Origin of the sequence: Geothrix sp. PMB-07, from assembly GCF_030758935.1 — a bacterium.
In the GTDB taxonomy this organism is placed as follows: Bacteria; Acidobacteriota; Holophagae; order Holophagales; family Holophagaceae; genus Geothrix.
In genome coordinates this window covers 949891-972025 of record NZ_CP132333.1, presented here as the reverse complement: position 1 = coordinate 972025, position 22135 = coordinate 949891, and the positions used below count along the sequence as shown (strand labels likewise).

The window sequence follows — 22135 nt, the reverse complement described above, 5'->3', positions numbered from 1 at the left end:
CGGGCCACCCTGCCCCTCCATCCCTGGAATGGAATGACTAGAACTTGATGCCGGCCGAGAGTTGGACCGTGCGGGCTGGAATGTAGTCGTTGGAAGTGCGGGCCAGCCCGTAGTTCGCGCCGGGCCTCCAGGCCCCGCCCACCACCGAGGCCGTGGTGTTCCAGGTCTGCTGCTGCTGGTGGTTCGGGAAATTGATGAGGTTCAGCTGAGTGAAGAAGGCGGCCTTCCTCCACACAGGCACTTCGTACGCCACCTGCAAGTCCATGCGATAGGTGTCCGGGAAGCGGAAGGCCCCCCGCGGCGCAAAGTATTCGGTGTAGGTGCTGCCAAACACCGCAAGCGAAGCCGGAACGGGGGCCGTCGGAACACTCTTGTTGTAGGGCGCACCGGAAGTGTAGGCGAAGATGGCGCCAAGGTTCAGTTTGCCGGTTCCCAAGTGCACCAGATAGTTGGCGGTGATGCGGGCCCGAACGGGCACATCGGCGATGAGGTAGCCATCAGGTCCCAGCTGGGCCCGGGAAAGCGCATCCGGCGAAGCCCCAGGGGTTCCAGCCAAGGGACCGAAATTGTTCAGCTGCTCGGTGGTTCCCACCTGGCCGCCTTCATAGTTGCCGCGCAGCTCACTTAGAGTGACGCTGCCGCCCCAGTTGAAGGCCTCCGTGATCTGCTGCTGGAACTGCAGCTCCAGGCTCTGGTAGGTGCGCCAAAGGGTGTGGTCATTCCTGATCGCGGTCTTGATGAGATCGGCGGCATCCACAGGGTGGGTCTGGAGATCGACTGCGTCATCAACGAAGTTCTTCCAGCGACGGCGGCTGTAAGCCAGGCTCCAGATGCCGTTCTGTGCATCCGCATGCTTGAGGCTGATCGACACCTCCTGCATGGTGGGCATCTTGAGGTTCGGGTCGATGGAGAAGGAGCCTCGGTAACGGTTGGGATCCACCACCTTGAAGGGCGTGGCAGAGAAACTCGATCGTTGAAGCGGATCGCCGCCCAGATAGACATAGTCGTACTCGGCGGGGTTGCCCACCACGGAGGAGCCATCTGTGGAGCCTTGCAGCACCTGGCCTGCGTATTCCCCATAGGAGAGTTGCCCGATCCAGGCGCCATCCCCCTTGAAGTCCCAGATGGCGGCGAGGCGCGGCGTCACCGTGGTGAGGTTGAAATTGTTGGTTCCCAGGTCATTGGTGGATTTGAAATTGTCCGCACGCAGCCCCACGTTGAAGCTCCAGTTGGCATTGAGCTTCCACTTGTCGTTCACATAGGCGGCCTGAATCGTGTTCTTGGTCTTGGCGCCAAATACCGGGACCCACACCTGAAGCCAGGTGGTGGTGGGGCTGTTGATGTCAAATATGCGGTTGGAAATGGCCGTGCTTCCACCCGCCGCAGGATCCACGGTGAAGCCGTTGAAGTAGATGAACGTGTTGGTGGGGCTCTGGGAATTGGCCGCCGCATGAGCTGACTGGTACCAGTCGATGCCCACCTTCAGTTCATGCTCCCCAGCTCCGGTGAGGTAGTTCAGCAGGCTGATGGAGCCGTTCTGGATAGGACGGGAGTCGCCATCGGCTCCGAAGAATCCATTGTCGAAAATATTGCCTGTCTGATTGTCCGACATGAGCGGCGCCTTGCCACCCTGTCCGCCACCGCCGGGACCGCCGAGGATTTCCTTCTTGTAACCGTAATGCGCGGTGAGCAGCATGTTCGAGGTGAGCTGCCCCTGGTACCCCAGCGTGTAGTAGGAGAAGGTATTGGGCTGGTTGCTGAGGGTGGCCAGGGAGGTGCTTCCGCCCCCCAGGAAGAAGCCGTAGTCTCGTCCCCTCTGGTCGATCTGTGTCTTGTTGTACTGCCAGAACACCCGATGATCTGTGTTGATCTGCCAGTCCAGCTTGATGTCCTTGCGATCATCGGTCTGGGCCAGGTAGTACTGCTGGCCGCCTCCGAAAACGGGATCAGCCGTGGTCTGGTTCGCCGTGAGCCGCGCAAAGGGGGCCTGGGCCCGATAACCGACCACAAAGAAAAGGCGGTCCTTGAGGATGGGACCGGCGATCACGATGTTCTGCTGGACGCTGTGCGCATCCTTGAAGGTGGTGGATCCAGACAAGCCCCGCCCCAACGGATTGTAGGCATTCCAAGCAGGGTCGAGCACGCTGAATCGGAGAACCCCAGAGAACTCGTTGGTGCCCGACCGAGTAACCGTATTCACGACGCCGCCCGTGAAGCGGCCATACTCCGCCGAGATGCCGCCGCTGAGCACCTGCACATCTGAGAGCATGTCCTCATTCAGCTGGGCGGTGAATCCGCCTGTGACAGGATCGGCCACATCAGCGCCGTCCACCAGGTAGAGCACCTGGGTGCTCTGGGCGCCACGAATGGTCAGGCCGTTGGCATCGGCGCTCACCCCCGGCGCAAGCGAAGCAATGTTGTTGACGGTGCGGTTCTGGATGGGCAGATCGTTGATGTTCTCCAGTGCAAACGTTTGGCCCGTCTTGGCGTCGGTCTTGTCCACGATGTTGGCGGAGGCCACCACCACCACCGTGGTTTGAGCCGCACCGATCGGTTTCAGCGGGAAATCGGTGATGTTCGTGTCGCCCACGAGAACACGAGAATTCAGCGAAGCACCGATGAAACCATCGGCCGTGGCTTTCACCGTCACGGGACCGGGTATCAGCAGCGCGAACCGGAAAGCCCCCTGAGCGTTCGTGATGGTCACTCGGTCGCCCTGCTGCGTGGTCAACACCACGCGGGCTCCGGCAATGGGCTTGTTCGTGCCGGTTTCCTTGACGGTGCCCGCGATGTTTCCGGTCTGAGTTCCCTGAGCGCAGAGCACGGCGCTTCCCAGAGCGATAAGGGCCGTCAACCGGCTGAGACGATGGGGTAGGAGATTCATAGCGGCTCCAGAAGGGTGGGACGTTGGGGCGCGTCCCGAAGGGAAGGGATCTCAATCCAAGGGGGGCAGATCGAGAGCGGAGGTGTCGGATGCCGCACATCTCCGTCCGCCGCCAGGGCACGGGGAGGCAACCCGCTCTGACGACAGACCTTCAGACCTCTGCCGTGCCTTCAAGGAGGCCAAACAGAGGTCTGAACAATCGGGGATGCGATGCATGACCCCTCAATCTGGTCCTGCCAAAACAGGGCACCAGATTCCTGGGGCGGAGCCACATTGAGCTGGGGCGACCCGTTCTAGGGTCATGCCAGCCGCCTGGAATGTCAGGTTCACCCTGGCAGCGGCGATAGCCTATCCGCCAGTTGGGGTCACTCAGCCTTCAACCACGATCTCCGAGGTGATGGGCACCGCGGGCCGCAGCATGGCCGAGACGCCGCAGTAGGTGTCTTCTGACAGCTGCACGGCCCTCTCCAGCTTGTCCATGGGGAGATCCCTGCCCCGGAAGACATAGCGCACATGGATGCCGGTATAGATGCGGGGATGCTCCTCGCGCATCTCCGCGCTCACCTGCACCTGCAGGCCATCCAGTTTCACGCGCATCTTCTCAAGGATGCTCACCACATCGATGCCCGTGCAGGCACCCAGAGCGGATAACAGCAGGGCCTTGGGGCGCGGTCCCAGATTCCGGCCATCGGCCTCGGCACTGGCATCCAGCATGAACCGATGCCCATCCTGCTCTGCCTGAAAGGCCAAGCCTGAATCCCAGGAAACGGTGCTAGTGGCCGTCATGATCACCTCGAGGAAGAAGGGAAGCGATGCGGCGCCAGGAACCCAAGTTGGCCACCGCGGTGAACCCCGCGCGTTTCAGAAGGGCCACGGCGGAGCCGCTGCGGGCCCCGGATTCACAGCAGCAGAGCACCGGCTTCGAGCGGTCCAGTTCCTTCAGTCGGCTTTCCAACTGATCGAGGGGGATGTTGAGGGCCCGGGGATGTGCTTGGGCCTGGAACTCGCCTTTGGTGCGCACATCCACGATCACGGCACCCCGTTCGAGCAGGGCCTTCACGTCGGCCGGAGAAGCCGAACGGCGGCTCCACCAGAAGTAGCCCAGTGCTGCCAGGGGCAGCAGGTAGATCCAGTATTCACTCAGCGCATGCAGGCCCATATCACTCCCATGAAAGCACCATAACTGATGCCCCGCAGCGGCGTGGCTGTGAGCGGACAGGCACCTGTGCTGCAGCCCACCAGGCGGTGCCACCCGTAGCCCAACGCACCTCCCATCACCAGCCCCAGGGCGATACGGATCAGCATCGGCTTCACCGTGAACCCCCCACGGGGCCACCCACGGGAACCCCCAGTTTGCGCAGGATGGACGACATCAGGCACCAGTTGGTGAGGCCGCTCTGCAGCAGGTTCGCGCCCACGAAGGCGGTGAACCAGAGCCAGTTGGGGTGGTGCAGCTTCGCCAAGGCGAGGCTCGCCAGGATGAAACTTCCCGCGATGGTGTGGACGATGCGGTCGACGGTCATAGGTCACTCCTCAGTGAGGGAAACAGCCGCTTGGCGTTGCAGGTTGGCCGCGTGGCCCCGGCGGGCCACGAGGTAATACAGAACTGGCACGGCCATGCGCGAAAGCAGGGTGGCGGCCACTTCACCCGCCATGAGGCTGATGGCCAGCCCTTGGAAAATGGGGTCGGCCAGCATGACGGCGCTGCCCACCAACACGGCGGAGGCCGTGAGGAGCATGGGGCGGAAGCGCACCACGCCCGCTTCCTCCACCGCCGCTTCGAGCGACATGCCCTCCTTCAGCTTCAGTTCGATGAAGTCCACCAGGATGATGCTGTTGCGGACGATGATGCCGGCCCCGGCGATGAAGCCGATCATGCTGGTGGCCGTGAAGAAGGCTCCCATCAGCCCATGGGCGGGAATGATGCCAATGAGCGAAAGCGGAATGGGCACCAGGATCACCCACGGGATCTCGAAGCTCTCGAACCAGCCCACCACCAGCACGAAGATGAGCACCAACACCGCCGCGAAGGCCATGCCGAGGTCGCGGAAGACTTCGAGGGTGATGTGCCACTCCCCATCCCACTTGAGGGAGAGCGATTCAGTGTTTTCGGGGTGGGCCAACCCCAGCCGGGGCACGGCGGCGCCTGCGGTGCCCTTCATGGCGTCGATCTTCTTGTTGAGCGCGGCCAGGGCGTACACCGGGCTTTCGATGGCCCCAGCGAGGTCAGAAAACACATAGACCACCGGCATGAGGTTCTTGTGGTGGATGGCGGAATCTTCGACGCCCTCCTTCACTGCCACCAGTTCCCGCACCGGCACCTGCCCCCGGGCCCCAGGCACCGTGAGCTGGAGCAGCTGCTCGAGGTTCTGACGCTTGCCTGACGCGAGTTGGATCACCACCGGTACCTGGCTGGAGCCGCGCAACACATGAAACGCGCCTGCCTGATGGCCGTAGCCTGCCATGGCCAGGGTTTGAATGACATGGGTGGGCGCCACACCGTGCAGGGCCGCCTTCTCGCGGTCCAGCACCAGGCTGATCTTGGGACCAGTGGCATTGAGGGTGGAATCCACGTCCACGATGCCCTCCACCTGCTGGAAGGCACACAGCACTTCCTTCGATAAACGGATGCGCTCCGTATCGGTGGGCCCGTAGATTTCCGCCACGATGGTATCCATGACCGGCGGGCCGGGCGGAATTTCCACCAGTTTCATTCTGGCCCCGGCAGGCTTCGCAAGCTTCTCCAACTCGGGCCGCAGGCGCACCACGATGGCGTGGCTTTGTTCCTTGCGGTCTCCCTTGGGCACGAGGTTCACCTGGAGGTCCACCATCTCTGCCTCCTTGCGGAGGAAGCTGTGGCGCACCATGCCCACAAAGGTGAAGGGCGCGGCCTCCCCGGCGTAGACCTGCACATCCTTGACTGTGTCCTCCTTCAGCAGGCGCCGTGCGAGATCCTGACCAACCGCCAGGGCATCTTCCCGTGGCGTTCCCGCGGGCAGATCGAGCTGCACCATGAACTCCGACTTGTTGTCGAAGGGCAGCATCTTCACCTTCACCACGCCGAAGCCCACCAGCGACATGGCTCCCAGCAACAGGGCAACCACCCCGCCGAAGAAGGCCCAGCGCACCGAGGCGCGGGTCAACAGGGCGTGCATGACCTTGCGGTAGAGGGCGGTCATGCGGCTATCCGGCGCCACTTCAGGGTTCTTGTGGGGCCAGTCGTGGACAGGCTCCGCGGCGGCATTCTCGGGTGTGGCCGGGTGCAGGCCGCTGTCATCCACCTCCGGAAGATGGGCTTCTTTTTTAAAGACGATCAGGCTCGCCCAGGGGCTGATGACGAAGGCGATGACCAGGCTGAACAACATGGCCAGGCTGGCCCCCACGGGGATGGGCCGCATGTAGGGGCCCATGAGCCCGCGCACGAAGGCCATGGGCAGGATGGCGGCGATGACCGCGAAGGTGGCCAGGATGGTGGGGTTGCCCACCTCATCCACGGCCTCCACCACCATGGCCGCGAAGGATTTCCGCTGGCCCGGCATCTGCATGTGCCGGTGGATGTTCTCCACCACCACGATGGCGTCGTCCACCAGGATGCCGATGGAGAAGATGATGGCGAAGAGCGTCACCCGGTTCAGCGTGTAGCCAAACAGATAGGTGATGAGCAGCGTGAGGGCCAGCGTCACGGGCACGGCGATGCCCACCACCACGGCGCTGCGCCAACCCATGGCCAGCAGGATGAGCGCGATCACGCTCAGCGTGGCGATGAGCAGGTGCTCGATCAGTTCGTTGGATTTGTCGCCTGCCGTCTCGCCGTAATTGCGCGTCACGGTGAGCGTGAGGTCGCGGGGGATGAGCCCGCCTTTCAGCGCCTCCACCTTGGCCAGCACCTGTTCGGCCAAGGCCGTGGCATTGGTGCCGGCCCGCTTGGAGAGCGTGACGCTGACGGCGGTCTCAAAGCCCTGGGTGCCGCGCCCCGCGAAGAGCGTGACCGGCGGCTCGGGGTCGGGGCCATCCACCACCTTGGCCACGTCAGCCAGGTAGATGGGCCGCTGGTTGCGCACCCCCACCACCAGGCGGTTCAGTTCCGCGGCCTGCAGGATGAAGCCCGCGGCCTCTACCTCCGTGCGTCGGCCCCGGTCCACCAGGGCGCCAGCGGGCAGCTGCGCCTCGGCGGATTGCAGGGCGGGCTGGAGTTCCCCCAGCGAGAAGCCCAGGGAACGCATGCGGTCCGGATCGGGCTCCACCCGCACCATGCGGCGGGCCCCGCCCAGCACCTTCACCTGCGCCGTGCTCGGCACGGTGGACAACTCCTGTCCAAGCACCTCGGCCACTTTGCGCAGCTGGCCGGGAGTTTGATCCTTGCCGTGGAGGGTGAGCACCAGGAAGGGCACATCGTCGATGGTCTGCAGCTTCACAATGGGCTTCATGGCCCCGGCAGGCAGGAGTTCCGGATGGGCTGCCAATTCCTGGTGCAGCTTCACCAGGCTGGGCTCCTGCGGCTCGTTCACCTTGAAGCGCACGGTGATGAGCGCCATGCCGGGACGACTCATGCTGTAGAGGTATTCCACGCCGGGGATGCCCCACAGGCGCCGCTCCAGCGGCGTGGTGACCTGGCTTTCCACTTCCTTGGGACTGGCGCCCGGATAGGGCACGTACAAGTCCACCATGGGAACGACGATCTGGGGTTCTTCCTCGCGCGGGGTGAGCCACACGGCCAGAAGGCCCAGCATCAGGGAGGCCAGCACCAGCAGCGGCGTCAGCTTGCTGCGAAGGAAGCCCTTGGCGAGCCGCCCCGCCAAGCCGATCCTGGACTCACCGGCGCTCCTGCTTGACCTCTCAGTGGACATGGCTCACCCCACCTTGCTTGATGTCGATGGGTTGGCCATCCTGGAGACTTCCCGGCCGATCAATCACGCGGTCTTCGGCCTTCAGCCCCGAACGCACAGGCAGGCTGTTGCCACTTCCTTCGCCGAGGGTGATCCAGCGCAACTCTGTCCGCCCTTCCTTGGCCAGGAACACGCCGGTGAGTTCGCCGCGCAGCACCAGGGCGCTGCGGGGCACCATCAGGTCTTCTGATTTGGCGCCAGACAGCAGAAGGCGGCCGAAGGCGCCCTGGCGCAGGTCCTTGGGCTTCAGCACCCGGGCGCGTAGGGTGCCCTTGTGGCTGAAGGCGTCGCCACCGGGAGATAACGCGGTCACCTGGGCCTCGCCGGCAGTGCCTTCGGATTCAAACCGGATCTTCTGGCCAGCCTTCAACAAGCGCCCTTCAGCTTCAGAGAAGGTAGCCACCCACTCCTGCTCGCCTTCACCCACCAGTTCGATCAAGGGCATGCCGGGGCCCACGAAGTCACCTTCGTTGACCTTGCGGGCCTGCACCACGCCTGCGAATGGCGCGCGGATCTGGGTGTAGGCGATGTTGGCCTTGAGGGAGGCGACGCCCGCCTGAGCCTGGGCCAGCTGGGCCTGGGTCTGCTCCACTTCGGCGGTGGTCGCGGCCTTCTGCGCGAAGAGTGCCGTCATGCGTCGATGCTGGGCTTCCACCGTGGCCAGGCCGGTTTCCGCAGCCCTGAGCTGAGCCTGCAGGTCCTCATCGCCCAGCACGAGCAGCAGGCTGCCCGCGGCCACACGCTGGCCCTCCTGCGCCAACACCCGCTTCACCTGGGTGCCCACGCGGGTCGACAGGTTCGCTGTGCGAGTGGCTTGCAGGGTGGCGGCCAACCAATTGCCGCTCTCTGAAGAGCTGCCCGCCACCAGGGTGACGGCCACCTTGGGCAGGTCCTTGATCTCGGAGTGGTACTCCCGGCGCCCGCAGGCGAGGGCTCCGAGCAACAGCGTGGAAAGGGCGAGGACGCCCGCAGCCTTCCGATTCAACATCATGGTGTCACTCCTTCGATGGGGGCGCCGGTGGCCAGATCCAGGGCCGCCCGGCTGGTTCGCAGGTCATAGAGGCTTTGCAGCAGGAGGGCGCGGGCGCCTTGGCGGACGGCTTCGGCGTCCAGCACTTCCGTCAGGGGCGTCAGCCCTTCCCGGTGCCGGGCCTCGCGGAGCCGCTTCGATTCTTCTGCCGCGGCCAGGGCTTGGCGGGCCGCCACCACTCGGGCTTCGGCAGCCGACATGTTTTCGCGGGCCACACGGGTTTCGTGCTCGGCTTGCTGCTGTTTGAAGGTCCTGGTCTCTTCCGCCGCCCGAGCCTGGGCGCGGGCCGCATGGGCCTTGGAGCGGTCCGGTGCCGAAAAGACCCGCCACTTCACGCCCACCGCCGCCCAGCTCCAGTTGCCCTTATCGGACCAGGACTGGTGCAGCGTGCCGACGCCCAGCTCAAGCCCCACCTCGGGCAGCAGACTCCCCGAGGCGGCCTTGGCCTGCTCCTGGGCGGCTTGGGCCTGGAAGCTCGCGGCCACAAGATCCGCGCGATTCGAACCCATCACCGCTTCGGGAAGCACCAAATCCAGTGGCGTGGCGAAGCCGCCTTGAAAGGGCCCCTTCCCCGTCAGCAGGCCCAAGCCGGAGCGGGCGTTGCGCACCCGGGCCTGAGCCTCGACCCGCTGGGCCTCCACCTGGGCATGGGCGGCCTTCAGGCGCTGGGCTTCCGCTTCCAGCATCAGGCCCTGGGCCACGCGGGCATCGACAAAGGCCTCCATGCCCCGCACCCAGGCGAGGGTTTCCTCCGCCCAGAGCAAAGCCTGCTCCGCCGCCTGAGCGCCGAAATAAGCCTCCACCACCTGCTGGGCAGTCTCCTGCTTCCGGCGTTCCTGGCTGGCCTGCTCAGCTTGCGCCATGAAGGCGCCAGCCCTGCGGGCCGAGCTGATGCGGCCACCCGCGTAAAGGGGCTGCTGCACCACGAAAGAGCCGCCAAAGGCGCTGATGGGATCGGGATGGTTCAGGGAGGTGGGATTGAAATCCGAGGAGGCGATGCGAGCCTGGTTCAGCTTGATGCCGAAGGCCTGCATGGGCTCGTTGGTGCGCACCCCGTTGGCGCTCAGGGTGAGGCTGGGCAAGCGGAGGTCGCGGAGGGCCTCCGCATCGACCTCGCGGGCCTCCACCAGGGCCTGACCGGCCCGGAGGCCCGCCTGGTCCGTCCATGCGCGGCGGATGGCCTCGGCCACCGTCAGCGGCTCCTGAGCCAGAAGGCCAACACCGAGCAACATCCAAGGAAAACTTCGTTTAATACTCATAAAGGAATACTCCAAACCAAAAAAAGGGCCAAGGCCCTGATCATTTCAGAGCCTTGTAGGTGCTCCGCGCCCGGTCACTGACGTGGCCGCACACGAGGTCGCACAGTTCGCCCACCAGGGGCATCACGGGGGTGAAGTAGACGGCGTTGCCCTCGGGCTCCCGCGCCACCAGGCCCACCCGCACGAGGCAGGCCAGATGCTTGGACGCATTGGCCTGGGAGAGACCCGCCGCCTCGGCGACCCCGCCCTGGCTAAGGGGAATCTTGGAATCCAGCAGCGAGCGCAGGATCTTCAGCCGAGAGGCGTCCCCCAGCGCGCTGAAAAGGCCGCTCACTTCGTCGATCATGGGATTGCTGAGCTGGTGATTCACGTTCAAAACTCCATGCGACTATAGTCATTCAGTTTTTAGCTTTGTCAATCCCCAGACAGCATTTCTCTCAAAAAAACTCTATACCCATCTGTTCATCGGACCACGTAACTTCTGCCCCGCTTCACCCCAAAAACGAGAGCACGAAGGCCTCCTCCACCGGCGCTTGGATTTGCTAGGCTGGTGCTGGAGATGCCCGTGGACGACCTGGATTTGCGCGCCACCAAGATCCGCCTGTTGTGCACCGACATCGATGGCGTGCTCACCACGGGTGCCCTGCAGTACGGGGCCGTCCCGGGCAACGACAAGGCCTTCCACGTGCGGGATGGCGCGGCCATCAAGTGGCTGCAGCGGTCGGGCATCCCTGTGGCCTTCATCTCCGGCCTGGCCTCCAAGGCCACGGAGCACCGGGCCCAGGATCTGGGCGTGGAGGATTGTTTCGCCGGACATCTGGCCAAGAAGCCCGTGCTGGATCAGCTCTGCGCCAAGTACGGCCTGGCCTACGATCAGATCGCGCACCTGGGTGACGACCTGCCGGACCTGCCCTTGCTGCGCCGGGTGGGCTTGGCCTGCTGTCCCGCTGACGCCGTGCCGGAAGTGAAAGCCGCCTGCCACTGGGTGTCCGATCTTCCAGGCGGCCATGGCCTGCTGCGCGCTGTGGCCGAGCGCATCCTCAAGGCCCAGGGGCGCTGGGCCGACATCGTGGCCAGCTACGAGGTTTGACATGAAACCCTTTCCCGCTCTGCTGCTTGCTCTGGCCTCCACCCTGGCCCTGCCCCTGGCCGCTCAGGATGCCACCATCGGAGCGAGGGCCCACGCGGTGGCGCCCATGGGAGACCTGAACACCCTGACCAACAACCAGATCGGCCTCGGCGGTGCTGTTTTCGTGGCCTTCCCAATCAGCGATGGGCTCCTGCTGCGCCCGCTGATCGGCTTCCAATACATCCCCAAGGGCGACACCCTTGGCCTCACAGGCACCAAGACCCGGGTGGCCTCCATCGACTTCATGCTGGAAGGGCTCTGGTATCCCGGTGGTGATCCGGAGCACGGAGCCTACCTCGTGGGCGCCGCGGGCGGGCAGCAGTGGCACATCGTCGCCACCGGCGACACCCCTTCAACCATCAACGCCACACGGCTGGGCGTGAACGGCGGCCTGGGTTACCAGGTCTCCCCCCGGCTCGGGGTGGAAGTCCGCGGCTTCTGGAGCCCCATCAACTCAACCCTCACAGCGACGGGCCTCATGGTCGGCGCCACCATGAAGTTTTAGGCCAAACAGGCAAATTTACTTGAGGCGTTTGGCCCCACCGCGAACGAGGGCCTCCAGATCCTCTGCCCGCCGGGGCAGACGGGCGCTCAGGTTGCATGGTTCATTGGCGGTCACGAGAATCACATCCTCGATGCGGATGCCGATGCCCTGCCACTTGGCCGCGACGCCTTCCATCCCCTTCGGGATGTAGATGCCAGGCTCCATGGTGAGCACCATGCCCGCCGCCAGGGCCCGGGTGCCCGCATGCCGGTGGAAGGTGTCCGCCGGCCCGTAGCTGCCCGCATCATGCACGTCGAGGCCCAGGTAGTGGCTCACCCCGTGGGGCAGAAACTTGTTCCAGTCCCCTCGCTTGAAGGCCTCCTCCTTGTCGCCCTGGATGAGGCCCAGGTCCACCAGACCATCGCTGATGACCCGCGCCGCCGCGCGCATGCTGGCGCCGTGGGGGCGGCCCGGGCGCAGTTCCTGGATACCGGCTTCCTGGGCCTTGAGCACGATGTCGTAAAGGGCGCGTTGTTCCCCCGTGAAGGTGCCGTTGGCGGGCCAGGTGCGGGTGATGTCCGAGGTGTAGAAGCCAATTTCGCCGCTGGCATCCATGAGGATGAGCGAACCCGGCGTGATGGGCTGGTCGTTGAAGGGGTAGTGCAGCACGCAGCCATTGCCACCCGCCCCGGCGATGGTCTGGTAGGAGAGGAACCGCGCCCCGAGCGCCCGCACCGTGCCTTCGAGAGCCGCCGCCACCTGACCCTCGTTGGTGAAAGTGGCACTGCCTCGCATGGCCGCAAGGTGCCCCTCGATGCTGGCATCCACCGCCCGCTGGATCATCTGCACTTCCATGGGCTGCTTGATGACCCGCATCTCCCCGACGATGGGGCGTCCATCCACCAGGATCTTTTCGTAATCGACCTTCCAGCCCACCGTGCCCTTTGGATAGACCGCATCCAGCACCTTGAGGCGGAAGGCGTCGTCGAAGTTGTTGATGAAGACCACGCGCTTGGCCCGCTGCAGGGCTTCATTCAGCGTTTTTTCGGCGGCGGGGTACTCCACCGCCTCGTCGGCACCCTTGGCCTTGGCCCCGGCCACGCCCAGCCGTGTCCCGGTGTAGGTTTCGCGGCGGGGATCGCGGGCCTGCACCAGCAGGGTGTAGGTGCCCTTGTCCGCGTCCAGCAGGGCCACGGCATGTTCCTCCTCCACCCCGGTGAGGTAGTAGAAGTCCGAATCCTGCCGGTAGGGATGCTCGCCGTCCCCGGAACTGGGCTGGGTGGGCATGGATTTGGCGACCACCAGGGTGCCGGGCCCCATGGCCTTGGCCTTGGCCAGCAGCGCCGCCCGGTTGCCCGCGAAGAACGCGTCGGGCAGGCGCAGGCCATGATGGGCCATGGGTGCCTGCGGCGTCTGGGCGAGAAGCATGGATCCAGGTAGCGATCCAAGCAGCGACACCATGGAAAGGGCAGCGGTCAGACAGCGCATGGGGGCTCCGATGGGTGGAACCACTTTGCCACAGTCTCTTCCCTGGCGTTCCTGAGCGAGGCTACTTCAGCCCGCGTTTCTCGAGCAGCGGTTCCACCTTTGGATCACGCCCGCGGAACCGCCGGTAGAGCTCCGCGGGATCGGCCGTGCCGCCCTTGGAGAGCACCTCCGCCCGGAACCTGCCCGCGGTGGCCGGATCGAAGAGGTTGCCCTTCTCCTTGAAGGCCTGGAAGGCATCGCTGTCGAGGACCGCACTCCAGATGTAGCTGTAGTAGCCCGCGGCGTAGCCGCCCATGATGTGGCTGAAGTAGGGGCTGCGGTAGCGGGGCGGAATCTCGGCCAGGAGGCCCCACTTGGCCAGGGAGGCCTTCTCGAAGGCGGCGGTGTCTTGAGGCTTGGTGCTGGTCAGCGTGTGCCAGTCCATGTCCAGCAGCGAGGCGGCCATGTATTCCACCGTGGCAAAGCCCTGGCCGAAGGTGGCGGCCTTCTTCATCTTCGCCACCAGGGCCTCAGGGATGACCTCGCCAGTCTGGTAGTGCTTGGCGTAGAGATTCAGCACCTCGGGTTCCATGGCCCAGTTCTCCATGACCTGACTGGGCAGTTCCACGAAATCCCGCGGTGTGCCCGCCGTGCCCCGGTAGCGCCCTTTGTAGAAGAGGCCGTGCAGCCCATGGCCGAACTCGTGGAAGAGCGTGCGCACCTCGTCGGCCGTGAGCAGCGCAGGCCGGTCCCCGGCGGGCGCGGTGAAGTTGCAGACGTTCACCACCACGGGATCCACCCGCTGGCCGTCCTTCACCCAAGCGGACTGGTAGCTGCTCATCCAGGCGCCGCCGCGCTTGCCCGGCCGCGGATGGTAGTCCACGTAGATCAACCCCAGGTGCCGCCCGTCCTGCTCCTTGACCTCGAAGCAGCGGACATCCTTCTGGTAAACGGGAAGGCCTTTCACTTCCGTGAAAGTGATGCCGTAGAGTCGGCCCGCCAAGGTGAAGGCGCCCTGCCTCACGGCATCGATGGCGAAGTACGGCTTCACCGATTCCTCGTCGAAGTCGTACTTGGCCCGCTTCTCCTTTTCCGCGTAGTAGCGCCAATCCCAGGGCTCCAGCTTCTGGCCTGGAAGGTCCTTGGCCATCATGGCCTGCAGTTCAGCGCGCTCCTTCTTGGCCACTTCCAGCGCCGGCTTCCAGATCTGATCCAGCAGGCCGTAGACACCCTTGGCATTCTTGGCCATGTTCTCTTCGAGGACGAAATCCGCCCAGGTGCCGTAGCCCAGCAGCTGGGCCTTCTCGGCCCGCAGTGCCGCCACCTGGCTCACGATGGCATTGGTATCGGTATCACCGCCCTGGTTGCAGCGCTCCAGGTAGCCCGTGAGGAGGCGCTTCCGCAGCTCGCGGTCCTGCGCGTACTCGAGGAAGGGCCAGATGCTGGGGCCATCCAAGGTGAACAGCCACTTGCCGTCCAGGCCGGCTTTCCGCGCAGCAGCCGCCGCGGCCAGGCGCACCCCTTCGGGCAGGCCCGCCAGATCCCCTGCGGGCAGGCCCGCCTGGTCCTTGGCCTCCACCACCAGCTGGAAGGCCTTGGTGGCCTTGAGCACGCGATCATTGAACTCCACACCCAGGCGGGATTGCTCGGCGTTGATGGCGCGCATGCGCCCCTGCTGTTCAGGCGTCAGGGCCGCACCGGCCCGCACGAAGGCCTTGTAGGTGTTCTCCAGGAGCCGGGCCTGATCCGGCGCCAGCTTCAACCCGCCGCGGCCGTCCCACACCGCCTTCACCCGCTGGAAGAGCTTCGCATTCAGGTGGAGGTCATCGCGGTGGGCTGACATCAGCGGCATCACTTCGCGGTTCACCGTCTGCAGCTTGGGATTGGTTTCCGCCCCCGTGAGGTTGAAGAACACGGAACCCACCCGATCCAGGAACTGGCCAGACAGCTCCAGGGCCAGGATGGTGTTCTCAAAGGTGGGCGCGGCCTGGGTACCGAGGATGACGGCCACCTCGGCCTTCTGCCGGGCCATGCCCTCCTTGAAGGCAGGCATGAAGTGGTCTTCCCGGATCTCCTGGAAGGGCGGTACGCCGAAGGGCGTCTTCCATTCCGCGAAGAACGGATTCGCGGCTTGCGCGGGATCGGCGGCGAGCATGGGCAGCGTCATGAGGGCAGTCATAACAGAAAGCGGGCGCATGGATGCTCCTGGAGTCATTCACGACTCTAGCATCATCATACGAGGCAGGCACGTCAGCCGTTCATTTCCGGGAAGGCCCCCCGGGCGCAGTCGGGGCAGATGCTGTGGCTGAATTCGGCGCGGGAGTGAGCACTGATGTAGGACTCGATGCGCGTCCAATCGCCTTGCTCATCCCGGATCTTGTTGCAATGGGCACAGATGGGCAGCAGGCCTGAAAGGGTCTGCACCCGTGCCAGAGCGGTCTGCAGGTCTTGGATGAGCTTTTCCCGCTCCAGTTCGATCCGCTTCCGCTCGGTGATGTCCTTGGAGATGCAGACCACCGAACTCACCCGCGCCTCTGCATCGAGGATGGGGCGTACCGAGGTGATGTAGTGGCGGTCGCCCGTCGCGGTGGGTACGCGCACGTCGAAGACGATGGTCTCGCCGGTAGCGAAGGCCCGGGTGACCACGCTCATGCGCTTTTCGGCCTCAGCCCGATCAAAGAGATCCCAGATCCGCTTTCCGATGATGTCCGTCGGCGTCTTCCCGAAGGGCCCCGAGAAGGCGGCGTTGACGTAGCGGTAGGTGCCGTCCTCCAGGATGTTGAAGATGGGATCCGTGGAGGCATCCAGCACCGTCCGCATCACCTCGGCCTGTTCGGGCCAGGGCCAAAGCTGGCCCACGGCACTGGTCTCGGGATCTCCAGGATCGGCCATGGGCGCTCCACAAACATGCCTTCTGGAACAGTGGAACGGCTCAGGGTTTGGGCAGCATGAGTTCCCGGATGAACTTCACAGGGGCACTGCCGTAACCCAGGAACTGCTCGTGGAAGCGCTTCAGGTTGAAGGCAGCTCCCTGGCGGGTTTTCAGCTGCTCGCGCAGATCATAAATGGCCGCATAGCCGGCGAAGTAGCTGGAGAGCTGGACAGACGTGACCTGGGCCCGGTGCCACTTCTCCCGGGCCTCGGTGTCCTGCTGGAAGGCTTCACGCACCAGGAGCTTCATGGCCTGTTCTTCGGTCATGCCCTGCACATGCACGCTGTAATCCAGAATGGCGTTGCAGACCACGCGCAGGTTCCACTTGGAATACATGAGCCACATCTCCGGTGTGTCACCGCCGTAGCCGGATTCCAGCATCATGCGCTCGGAGTAGACCGCCCAGCCCTCCACCATGGCCCCGTTGCCGAAGATGGCCTTGACCAGGCTGGGGGATTTGTTGGCGTGCAGCAGCTGCACATAGTGGCCCGGCACCGCCTCGTGGATGTTGAGCACCTGGAGGATGTACTCGTTGTACTCGCGGAGGTAGCTCTCCTTCTGGGCATCGGTGCCTTCCAGGGGCGTCACGTTGTAATAGGTGTTGGCCTTGGGATCATAGGGCCCGGGGGCGCTGATGCTGGCGCCCGCAACGCCCCGCATGTACTCGGGCGTTTCGCGCACCACCAAGGGCTTGCTGGGATCCAGCTCCACCAGGTCGTGCTCACGCACCCAGCTTTCCAGCAGCGGGATCTGCCGCTTCACCTCCGCCACGAAACCCTCGGCAGTGACATGCTTCTGGGAAAGCTTCTCCACCATGCGGCCAACGAGCTCCAAACGGTCGGTCGGCATGGGTTCAGCACCGAAGTATTTCGGCCAAAGCTGGCGGGCCGTCTCGGCCATGCGAACGTGCAGCTTCTCCTTTTCCGCCAGAGCCCGGCGATACAGCTCCTCCGCTGTGCAATCCGCCTGGATGGAATGAAAGAAGGACTGCTCGAACAAATCCTTGCCGATGCGGAACGAGCGGGCGCCCGTTGCCTTCAGCTTCGTTTCCACCCCTTCCAGATGGGTGATGTAGTCCTGGATCGCAGCCTTGGCCTTGGCCGCATCCTCCTTGAGGTGCGCCTTTTCGGTCGCCGGAAGCTGTGAACCGTCCACCTGCTTCAGGAAACCCTCCCCGAAGACGCCCAGGGCCCCCTTGTTCTGAAGGATGGCCAGCTGCGTATGCTCCAGCGTGGGGCCTTTGAGGTTCGTCTTGGCGGCGGCGTAGTAAGGCGCAACCTTGGGCAGGCGCTTGGCCACGGTTCGCAGGCGCGTTTCCAGAGGGGCGTATTCGGTCCCCAGCAGCAGTCCGAAGGTGCCCGCCACGTTGTAGTTCGATGGATCCCACTGATGGCTCTTGAAGGTGGTGGTGTACCAGCGTTCCGCCTCCAGCTGGCTTTGGATCAGCCGGAGGTCAATGCGTTCCTGCACATCCAGGGCACGCTCATCCACCTCCTTGAACTTCAGCAGCCACTGGGCCGCGAAAGCCAGGCTCCGCCGACGCTCCACCGCATCGGGAATGGGCAGGCGATCCGCGTATTTGTAGTAGCCGACCCCCACCGCGCTTTCCGGGTTCTGGCGCCAATAAGCCTCGATGAAATCCGCCTTCAGGCGGGAGAACGGAACCTTGGCGGGAGCCTCCTGGGCCTTGGCGGGGGCCGCCTGGGCCTCGGCGGGCTGCGCCATGACATGAGGAACGGCCACCAGGGCCAGAAGGGCAGGAAGCATCAGAAGGCGCCGGGTCATGAGGTGGTCCTTTCTTGAAACAGCCAGTTGGATGGTGCAGGACTTGGCGACCACCAGCAAGGGACAGTCCCACTCGGTCTGGCCCCACGGTGCAGCTCAGTCTTTGTTGAGCTGTTTAAACATCCGGCATTACGCAATCACCACATGGAATTCAAATTCATTATATCGCTTAACCATCAATGGTGTTTTTTCGGCACGATTAAGCCTTAAGCAGGGGGCGTCGATGAAGAGCTGTGATTCGCGCGCAGAGCTCGTCGGGCTGCAGAGTCGATCACTGCCTCCTCCACCCGTCACCCACATGAGGCCACCATGACCGGTTGCTGCCGTCGCATCGCCCTACCTTGTCTCGGCCTTCCCTGCCTTAGCGTGTTCTCTTTCGTGCTAGCCGCGGAGACGCCGACGCTTTCCGGCGAAGAGCGCAGTGCTGATTACCGGATCACGGCCGCGGTCAGGGCCCACTCTGAGCTTGGGCGCGGCCTGGATGAGCGCCACACCATCCGGCAGCAGCGGACCGTGCCCGACGCCACTGCCGCAGTTCATCACCGCGGACTGCAGTATTTCCAGGGCCTCCGGGTGCTTGGGGGCGAACTGATCCTGCGGGAAGGTCACGATGGCAGTCTGAAAGCCACCGCAGACACCCTGTCCAGGGGGCTTTTCATCCATCCTCAACCCACGCTTGAAGCCAGCGAGGCCCTGGCGACAGCTCACCTCCAGATCGCTCCCAAATTCGGCTACTCGGCACCACCTAGCGCTGAGTTGGTCATTGTCCCTATCACGCGGCTGGTGCCCCGTACCGGGGTGAAGAAGGCCGTGAACGCCGAGGATTTCGAGGAAGTCACCGTGGGTCACGAGCTGGCCTACCTGGTGCATGCCGAAATGGAGCAGGATGCCGACACCCGGCATGAAGACCTTTTGGTCCATGCCCACACCGGCGGCGTCATCAAGCAGTGGTCCACCCTGCACACGGCGGTCCACGATGGCGTCGGCAAATCGGAGTACAGCGGCACCGTCACCCTCAGCACCAACAGCCTCACCTCAGGCTACGAGCTGCGGGACATGCGCCGTTCCAGCAACGCCACCGTGAACATGGCGGGTGCCACCTCGGGCAATGGCACGATCTACACTTCCACCGCGGACAGCTGGGGCGACGGTACCAACTTCGTGGCTGGTGGTAGCACCACCTCCGCCAATGGCCAAACCGCCGCGGTGGACGCCCACTACGGCATGCAGGCCACCTGGGATTTCTACAAGAATGTCCTCGGCCGCAATGGCATCGACGGCACCGGCCGCACCGTGACCAGCCGGGTGCATTACGGTTCGCGCTATGACAACGCCTTCTGGTCGGATGCCTGCTTCTGCATGACCTACGGCGATGGCAGCGTCCTCAAGACCCTCACAGCCCTGGACGTGGCGGGCCATGAGATGTCCCACGGCGTCTGCGCCACCACCGCCAATCTGGCCTACTACGGCGAGAGTGGCGGTCTCAACGAGGCCAACTCCGACATCCTGGGCACCATGGTGGAGTTCTACAGCCGTGGCGCGCAAGGCATCGGAACGGTGGTTCCTGACACAGGCGGCACCTGGACCATCGGAGAGCAGCTCACCAACCCCTCCTTCCCCAATCCCCTTCGCTACATGTACAAGCCCAGCCTCGACGGCGCCAGCCCCGACGCCTGGAGCGCCAGCCTGGGCAGCCTGGACGTCCACTACAGCTCCGGCCCCATGAACCGCGCCTTCTACTTCCTCAGCCAGGGCAGCTCCGCCACCGCCTCCAGCACCTCGTACAGCAGCTACCTTCCCGCAGGCATGAAGGGCATCGGCAACGACAAGGCCGTGCGCATCTGGTGGCGCACCCTCAGCACGCGCCTCACGTCCACCAGCAACTACCTGGCCGCCCGCAACGGCGCCATTGCCTCAGCGGCCGAGCTCTACGGCGCCGGTGGAGCCGAAGAAGCCGCCGTCTGGAACGCGTTTGCCGCCATCAATGTGGGCAGCGCCTGGAAGCCTGCGGACACCACTGCGCCCATGGTAAGCGCGTCCGCCACCGGAACCTCCGGCACCGTGACCTTCAGCGCCACAGCCACCGACAACGTGGGCGTCACCCGCGTGGACTACTACGTGGATGGCGTAATCAAAGGCAGCGCCACCGCTTCGCCCTACACCTTCGCCTTTGTGTCCACGGCCCTGGCCAACGGCAGCCACAGCCTCGTGGCCAAAGCCTACGACGCCGCCGGGAATGTCGGCACCTCTTCGACAGTGGCCTTTACGCTCAACAACGACTTCACGGCCCCCACCGTGGCCGCCAAGGTCACCGGCACCTCCGGAACCCTCACCTTCAGCGCCACCGCCGCGGACAACGTCGGCGTCACCCGTGTGGACTACTACGTGGATGGCGTGCTCAAGGGCAGCGCCACCGCTTCGCCCTACACCTTCGCCTTTGTGTCCACGGCCCTGGCCAACGGCAGCCACAGCCTCGTGGCCAAGGCCTATGATGCCGCCGGGAATGTCGGCACCTCCACCTCCGTGGCCTTCACGCTCAACAACGATCTCACGGCCCCCAATGTGGTGGCCAAGGTCACGGGCACCTCGGGCACCCTCACCTTCAGCGCCACTGCCACCGACAATGTCGGCGTCATCCGCGTGGACTACTACGTGGATGGTGCCCTCAAGGGCAGCTCCACTGTCTCGCCCTACAACGTCACCTTCCTCTCCACCACCCTGACCGACGGCAACCACAGCCTGGTGGCCAAGGCCTACGACGCCGCGGGGAATGTGGGCACTTCCGCCACCCTCACCTTCGCGACCAAGAACGACATCACCGCACCCACCGTGGTGGCCAAGGTCACCGGCACCTCCGGCACCCTCAGCTTCAGCGCCACGGCCACCGACAACGTCGGCGTCACCCGCGTGGACTACTACGTGGATGGCGTGCTCAAGGGCAGCGCCACGGCTTCGCCCTATGCCTTCGCCTTTGTGTCCACAGTCCTTGCCAACGGCAGCCACAGCCTCGTGGCCAAGGCCTATGACGCCTCCGGGAATGTCGGAACCTCCGCCACGGTGACCTTCACCGTCAACAATGACCTGATCGCCCCCACCGTGGCCGCCAAGGTCACGGGCACCTCGGGCACCCTCACCTTCAGCGCCACCGCCACCGACAACGTCGGCGTCACCCGCGTGGACTACTACGTGGATGGCGTGCTCAAGGGCAGCGCCACGGCTTCGCCCTATGCCTTCGCCTTTGTCTCTACAGCCCTTGCCAATGGCAACCACAGCCTCGTGGCGAAGGCCTATGACGCCGCCGGGAATGTCGGCACCTCCGCGACGGTGGTCTTCTCACTCAGCAATGACCTAACCGCACCCACCGTGGTGGCCAAGGTCACCGGCACCTCCGGCACCCTCACCTTCAGCGCCACCGCCGCGGACAATGTCGGCGTCACCCGCGTCGAGTATTACGTGGACGGTGTGCTCAAGGGCAGTGCCTCCGCTTCGCCCTACAACCTCGCCTTCCTCTCCACCACCCTGATCGACGGCAACCACACCCTCGTGGCCAAGGCCTACGATGCCGCCGGCAATGTGGGCACTTCTGCGGCCCTCGCCTTCGCCATCAAGAACGACAACACAGCGCCCACGGTGGCGGCCCAGGTCTCCGGCACCTCAGGCACTGTCACCTTCAGCGCCACCGCCACCGACAACGTCGGCGTCACCCGCGTGGACTACTACGTGGATGGCGCACTGAAAGGCAGCGCCACGGCTTCGCCCTACACCTTCGCCTTCGACTCGACGACGGTGACCAACGCCAGCCACAGCCTGGTGGCCAAGGCCTATGATGCCTCCGGAAACGTCGGAACTTCCGCCACCGTGGCCTTCAGCATCAACAACGCCCCGCCCTCCAGCGTCCTGCTCGAGACGGAATTCAACGACACCGTGGCCACAGCCAATGTCATCGGCAGCAGCGTCACCACGGTCATCGGCGCCATCTCCACCGGCACCGATGTGGACACCTACGCCCTCACGCTCACGGCGGGCCAATCCGTCCAGCTCATCCTCATGCCGCCGCCGGGCATGTACTACGGCATCGCCTTCCCTCAAGGCCTCGCGGGTCAGGGCCTCGTCGGCCAGCCCACCCAGTCCGCGGGCGGCCAGGTCATCACCATTCCGGCCCAGCCCCGCGGCCTGGCCCAGATGACGGTCTACCTGCAGGTCTACAGCCTGACCCAGCAGGGGAGCAGCGCCAAATACACCCTCAGCATCAAGCGCTGATCCACGCCGATCCTTCACG

Annotated in this window: 16 protein-coding genes; 3 read left to right on the top strand and 13 right to left on the bottom strand. The window is 64.5% G+C overall.

All coding sequences use genetic code 11. The features are described 5' to 3' along the window. Nucleotides 1–37 precede the first annotated feature (37 nt). The 9 genes from Q9293_RS04205 to Q9293_RS04165 form a co-directional block, all read right to left on the bottom strand. Nucleotides 38–2884, bottom strand: a complete 2847-nt coding sequence (locus Q9293_RS04205) for a TonB-dependent receptor (RefSeq protein WP_306250353.1) — start codon at nt 2882–2884, stop codon at nt 38–40. A 369-nt stretch (nt 2885–3253) separates the two neighbouring features. After that, a complete protein-coding gene (locus Q9293_RS04200) occupies nt 3254–3670 on the bottom strand; it encodes an OsmC family protein (protein WP_306250352.1) in 417 nt (138 codons plus the stop codon). Further along, nucleotides 3657–4043: a rhodanese-like domain-containing protein gene (locus tag Q9293_RS04195; protein ID WP_306250350.1), complete on the bottom strand. Its 387-nt coding sequence runs from the start codon at nt 4041–4043 to the stop codon at nt 3657–3659. The genes Q9293_RS04200 and Q9293_RS04195 overlap by 14 nt, the downstream gene beginning before the upstream one ends. Then, nucleotides 4025–4189 carry a DUF6132 family protein gene (locus Q9293_RS04190; protein ID WP_306250348.1) on the bottom strand — a complete coding sequence of 55 codons (165 nt, stop codon included), beginning with the start codon at nt 4187–4189 and terminating at the stop codon, nt 4025–4027. Before Q9293_RS04190 ends, Q9293_RS04195 begins: the two co-directional genes overlap by 19 nt. A 5-nt stretch (nt 4190–4194) precedes the next feature. After that, nucleotides 4195–4407: a DUF2892 domain-containing protein gene (locus tag Q9293_RS04185; RefSeq protein ID WP_306250346.1), complete on the bottom strand. Its 213-nt coding sequence runs from the start codon at nt 4405–4407 to the stop codon at nt 4195–4197. A gap of 3 nt (nt 4408–4410) precedes the next feature. Continuing rightward, on the bottom strand, nt 4411–7731 hold the full coding sequence (locus Q9293_RS04180) for an efflux RND transporter permease subunit (protein ID WP_306250344.1): 3321 nt from the start codon (nt 7729–7731) through the stop codon (nt 4411–4413). Beyond that, nucleotides 7721–8761, bottom strand: coding sequence for an efflux RND transporter periplasmic adaptor subunit (locus Q9293_RS04175; protein WP_306250342.1), 1041 nt, complete (start codon nt 8759–8761; stop codon nt 7721–7723). Before Q9293_RS04175 ends, Q9293_RS04180 begins: the two co-directional genes overlap by 11 nt. Further along, entirely contained in the window at nt 8758–10032 is a 1275-nt protein-coding gene (locus Q9293_RS04170; protein WP_306250341.1) for a TolC family protein, read from the bottom strand. The genes Q9293_RS04175 and Q9293_RS04170 overlap by 4 nt, the downstream gene beginning before the upstream one ends. 67 nt (nt 10033–10099) lie before the next feature. Continuing rightward, nucleotides 10100–10429 carry a helix-turn-helix transcriptional regulator gene (locus tag Q9293_RS04165; RefSeq protein WP_306250339.1) on the bottom strand — a complete coding sequence of 110 codons (330 nt, stop codon included), beginning with the start codon at nt 10427–10429 and terminating at the stop codon, nt 10100–10102. Between the two features lie 189 nt (nt 10430–10618). Here Q9293_RS04165 and Q9293_RS04160 point away from each other — a divergent pair, with 189 nt between their 5' ends. Beyond that, nucleotides 10619–11149, top strand: coding sequence for an HAD family hydrolase (locus tag Q9293_RS04160; protein WP_306250337.1), 531 nt, complete (start codon nt 10619–10621; stop codon nt 11147–11149). A 1-nt stretch (nt 11150) separates the two neighbouring features. Continuing rightward, a complete protein-coding gene (locus tag Q9293_RS04155) occupies nt 11151–11693 on the top strand; it encodes a hypothetical protein (protein WP_306250335.1) in 543 nt (180 codons plus the stop codon). A 15-nt stretch (nt 11694–11708) separates the two neighbouring features. Here the strand turns inward: Q9293_RS04155 and Q9293_RS04150 are convergent, their stop codons facing one another. From Q9293_RS04150 to Q9293_RS04135, 4 genes are all read right to left on the bottom strand, one after another. Continuing rightward, nucleotides 11709–13160, bottom strand: a complete 1452-nt coding sequence (locus Q9293_RS04150) for an aminopeptidase P family protein (RefSeq protein WP_306250333.1) — start codon at nt 13158–13160, stop codon at nt 11709–11711. Nucleotides 13161–13221: 61 nt separating this feature from the next. Next, a complete protein-coding gene (locus Q9293_RS04145; protein WP_306250331.1) occupies nt 13222–15336 on the bottom strand; it encodes a M3 family metallopeptidase in 2115 nt (704 codons plus the stop codon). A 53-nt stretch (nt 15337–15389) separates the two neighbouring features. Further along, entirely contained in the window at nt 15390–16031 is a 642-nt protein-coding gene (locus Q9293_RS04140; RefSeq protein WP_306250328.1) for a PAS domain-containing protein, read from the bottom strand. Between the two features lie 40 nt (nt 16032–16071). Then, complete coding sequence (locus Q9293_RS04135) at nt 16072–17856, bottom strand: DUF885 domain-containing protein (protein WP_306250326.1); 1785 nt, start codon at nt 17854–17856, stop codon at nt 16072–16074. 309 nt (nt 17857–18165) lie between these two features. On the opposite strand from Q9293_RS04135, the gene Q9293_RS04130 reads away from it, so the two are divergent. Continuing rightward, nucleotides 18166–22116 carry an Ig-like domain-containing protein gene (locus Q9293_RS04130; RefSeq protein ID WP_306250324.1) on the top strand — a complete coding sequence of 1317 codons (3951 nt, stop codon included), beginning with the start codon at nt 18166–18168 and terminating at the stop codon, nt 22114–22116. Nucleotides 22117–22135 lie beyond the last annotated feature (19 nt).

Coding starts and splice junctions, on each gene's coding strand:
- Q9293_RS04145 (WP_306250331.1), bottom strand. CDS start 15,336: ATGCGCCCGCTTTCTGTTATGACTGCCCTCATGACGCTGCCCATGCTC.
- Q9293_RS04150 (WP_306250333.1), bottom strand. CDS start 13,160: ATGCGCTGTCTGACCGCTGCCCTTTCCATGGTGTCGCTGCTTGGATCG.
- Q9293_RS04140 (WP_306250328.1), bottom strand. CDS start 16,031: ATGGCCGATCCTGGAGATCCCGAGACCAGTGCCGTGGGCCAGCTTTGG.
- Q9293_RS04200 (WP_306250352.1), bottom strand. CDS start 3,670: ATGACGGCCACTAGCACCGTTTCCTGGGATTCAGGCTTGGCCTTTCAG.
- Q9293_RS04175 (WP_306250342.1), bottom strand. CDS start 8,761: ATGATGTTGAATCGGAAGGCTGCGGGCGTCCTCGCCCTTTCCACGCTG.
- Q9293_RS04185 (WP_306250346.1), bottom strand. CDS start 4,407: ATGACCGTCGACCGCATCGTCCACACCATCGCGGGAAGTTTCATCCTG.
- Q9293_RS04190 (WP_306250348.1), bottom strand. CDS start 4,189: ATGCTGATCCGTATCGCCCTGGGGCTGGTGATGGGAGGTGCGTTGGGC.
- Q9293_RS04160 (WP_306250337.1), top strand. CDS start 10,619: ATGCCCGTGGACGACCTGGATTTGCGCGCCACCAAGATCCGCCTGTTG.
- Q9293_RS04170 (WP_306250341.1), bottom strand. CDS start 10,032: ATGTTGCTCGGTGTTGGCCTTCTGGCTCAGGAGCCGCTGACGGTGGCC.
- Q9293_RS04195 (WP_306250350.1), bottom strand. CDS start 4,043: ATGGGCCTGCATGCGCTGAGTGAATACTGGATCTACCTGCTGCCCCTG.
- Q9293_RS04155 (WP_306250335.1), top strand. CDS start 11,151: ATGAAACCCTTTCCCGCTCTGCTGCTTGCTCTGGCCTCCACCCTGGCC.
- Q9293_RS04205 (WP_306250353.1), bottom strand. CDS start 2,884: ATGAATCTCCTACCCCATCGTCTCAGCCGGTTGACGGCCCTTATCGCT.
- Q9293_RS04130 (WP_306250324.1), top strand. CDS start 18,166: ATGACCGGTTGCTGCCGTCGCATCGCCCTACCTTGTCTCGGCCTTCCC.
- Q9293_RS04135 (WP_306250326.1), bottom strand. CDS start 17,856: ATGACCCGGCGCCTTCTGATGCTTCCTGCCCTTCTGGCCCTGGTGGCC.
- Q9293_RS04180 (WP_306250344.1), bottom strand. CDS start 7,731: ATGTCCACTGAGAGGTCAAGCAGGAGCGCCGGTGAGTCCAGGATCGGC.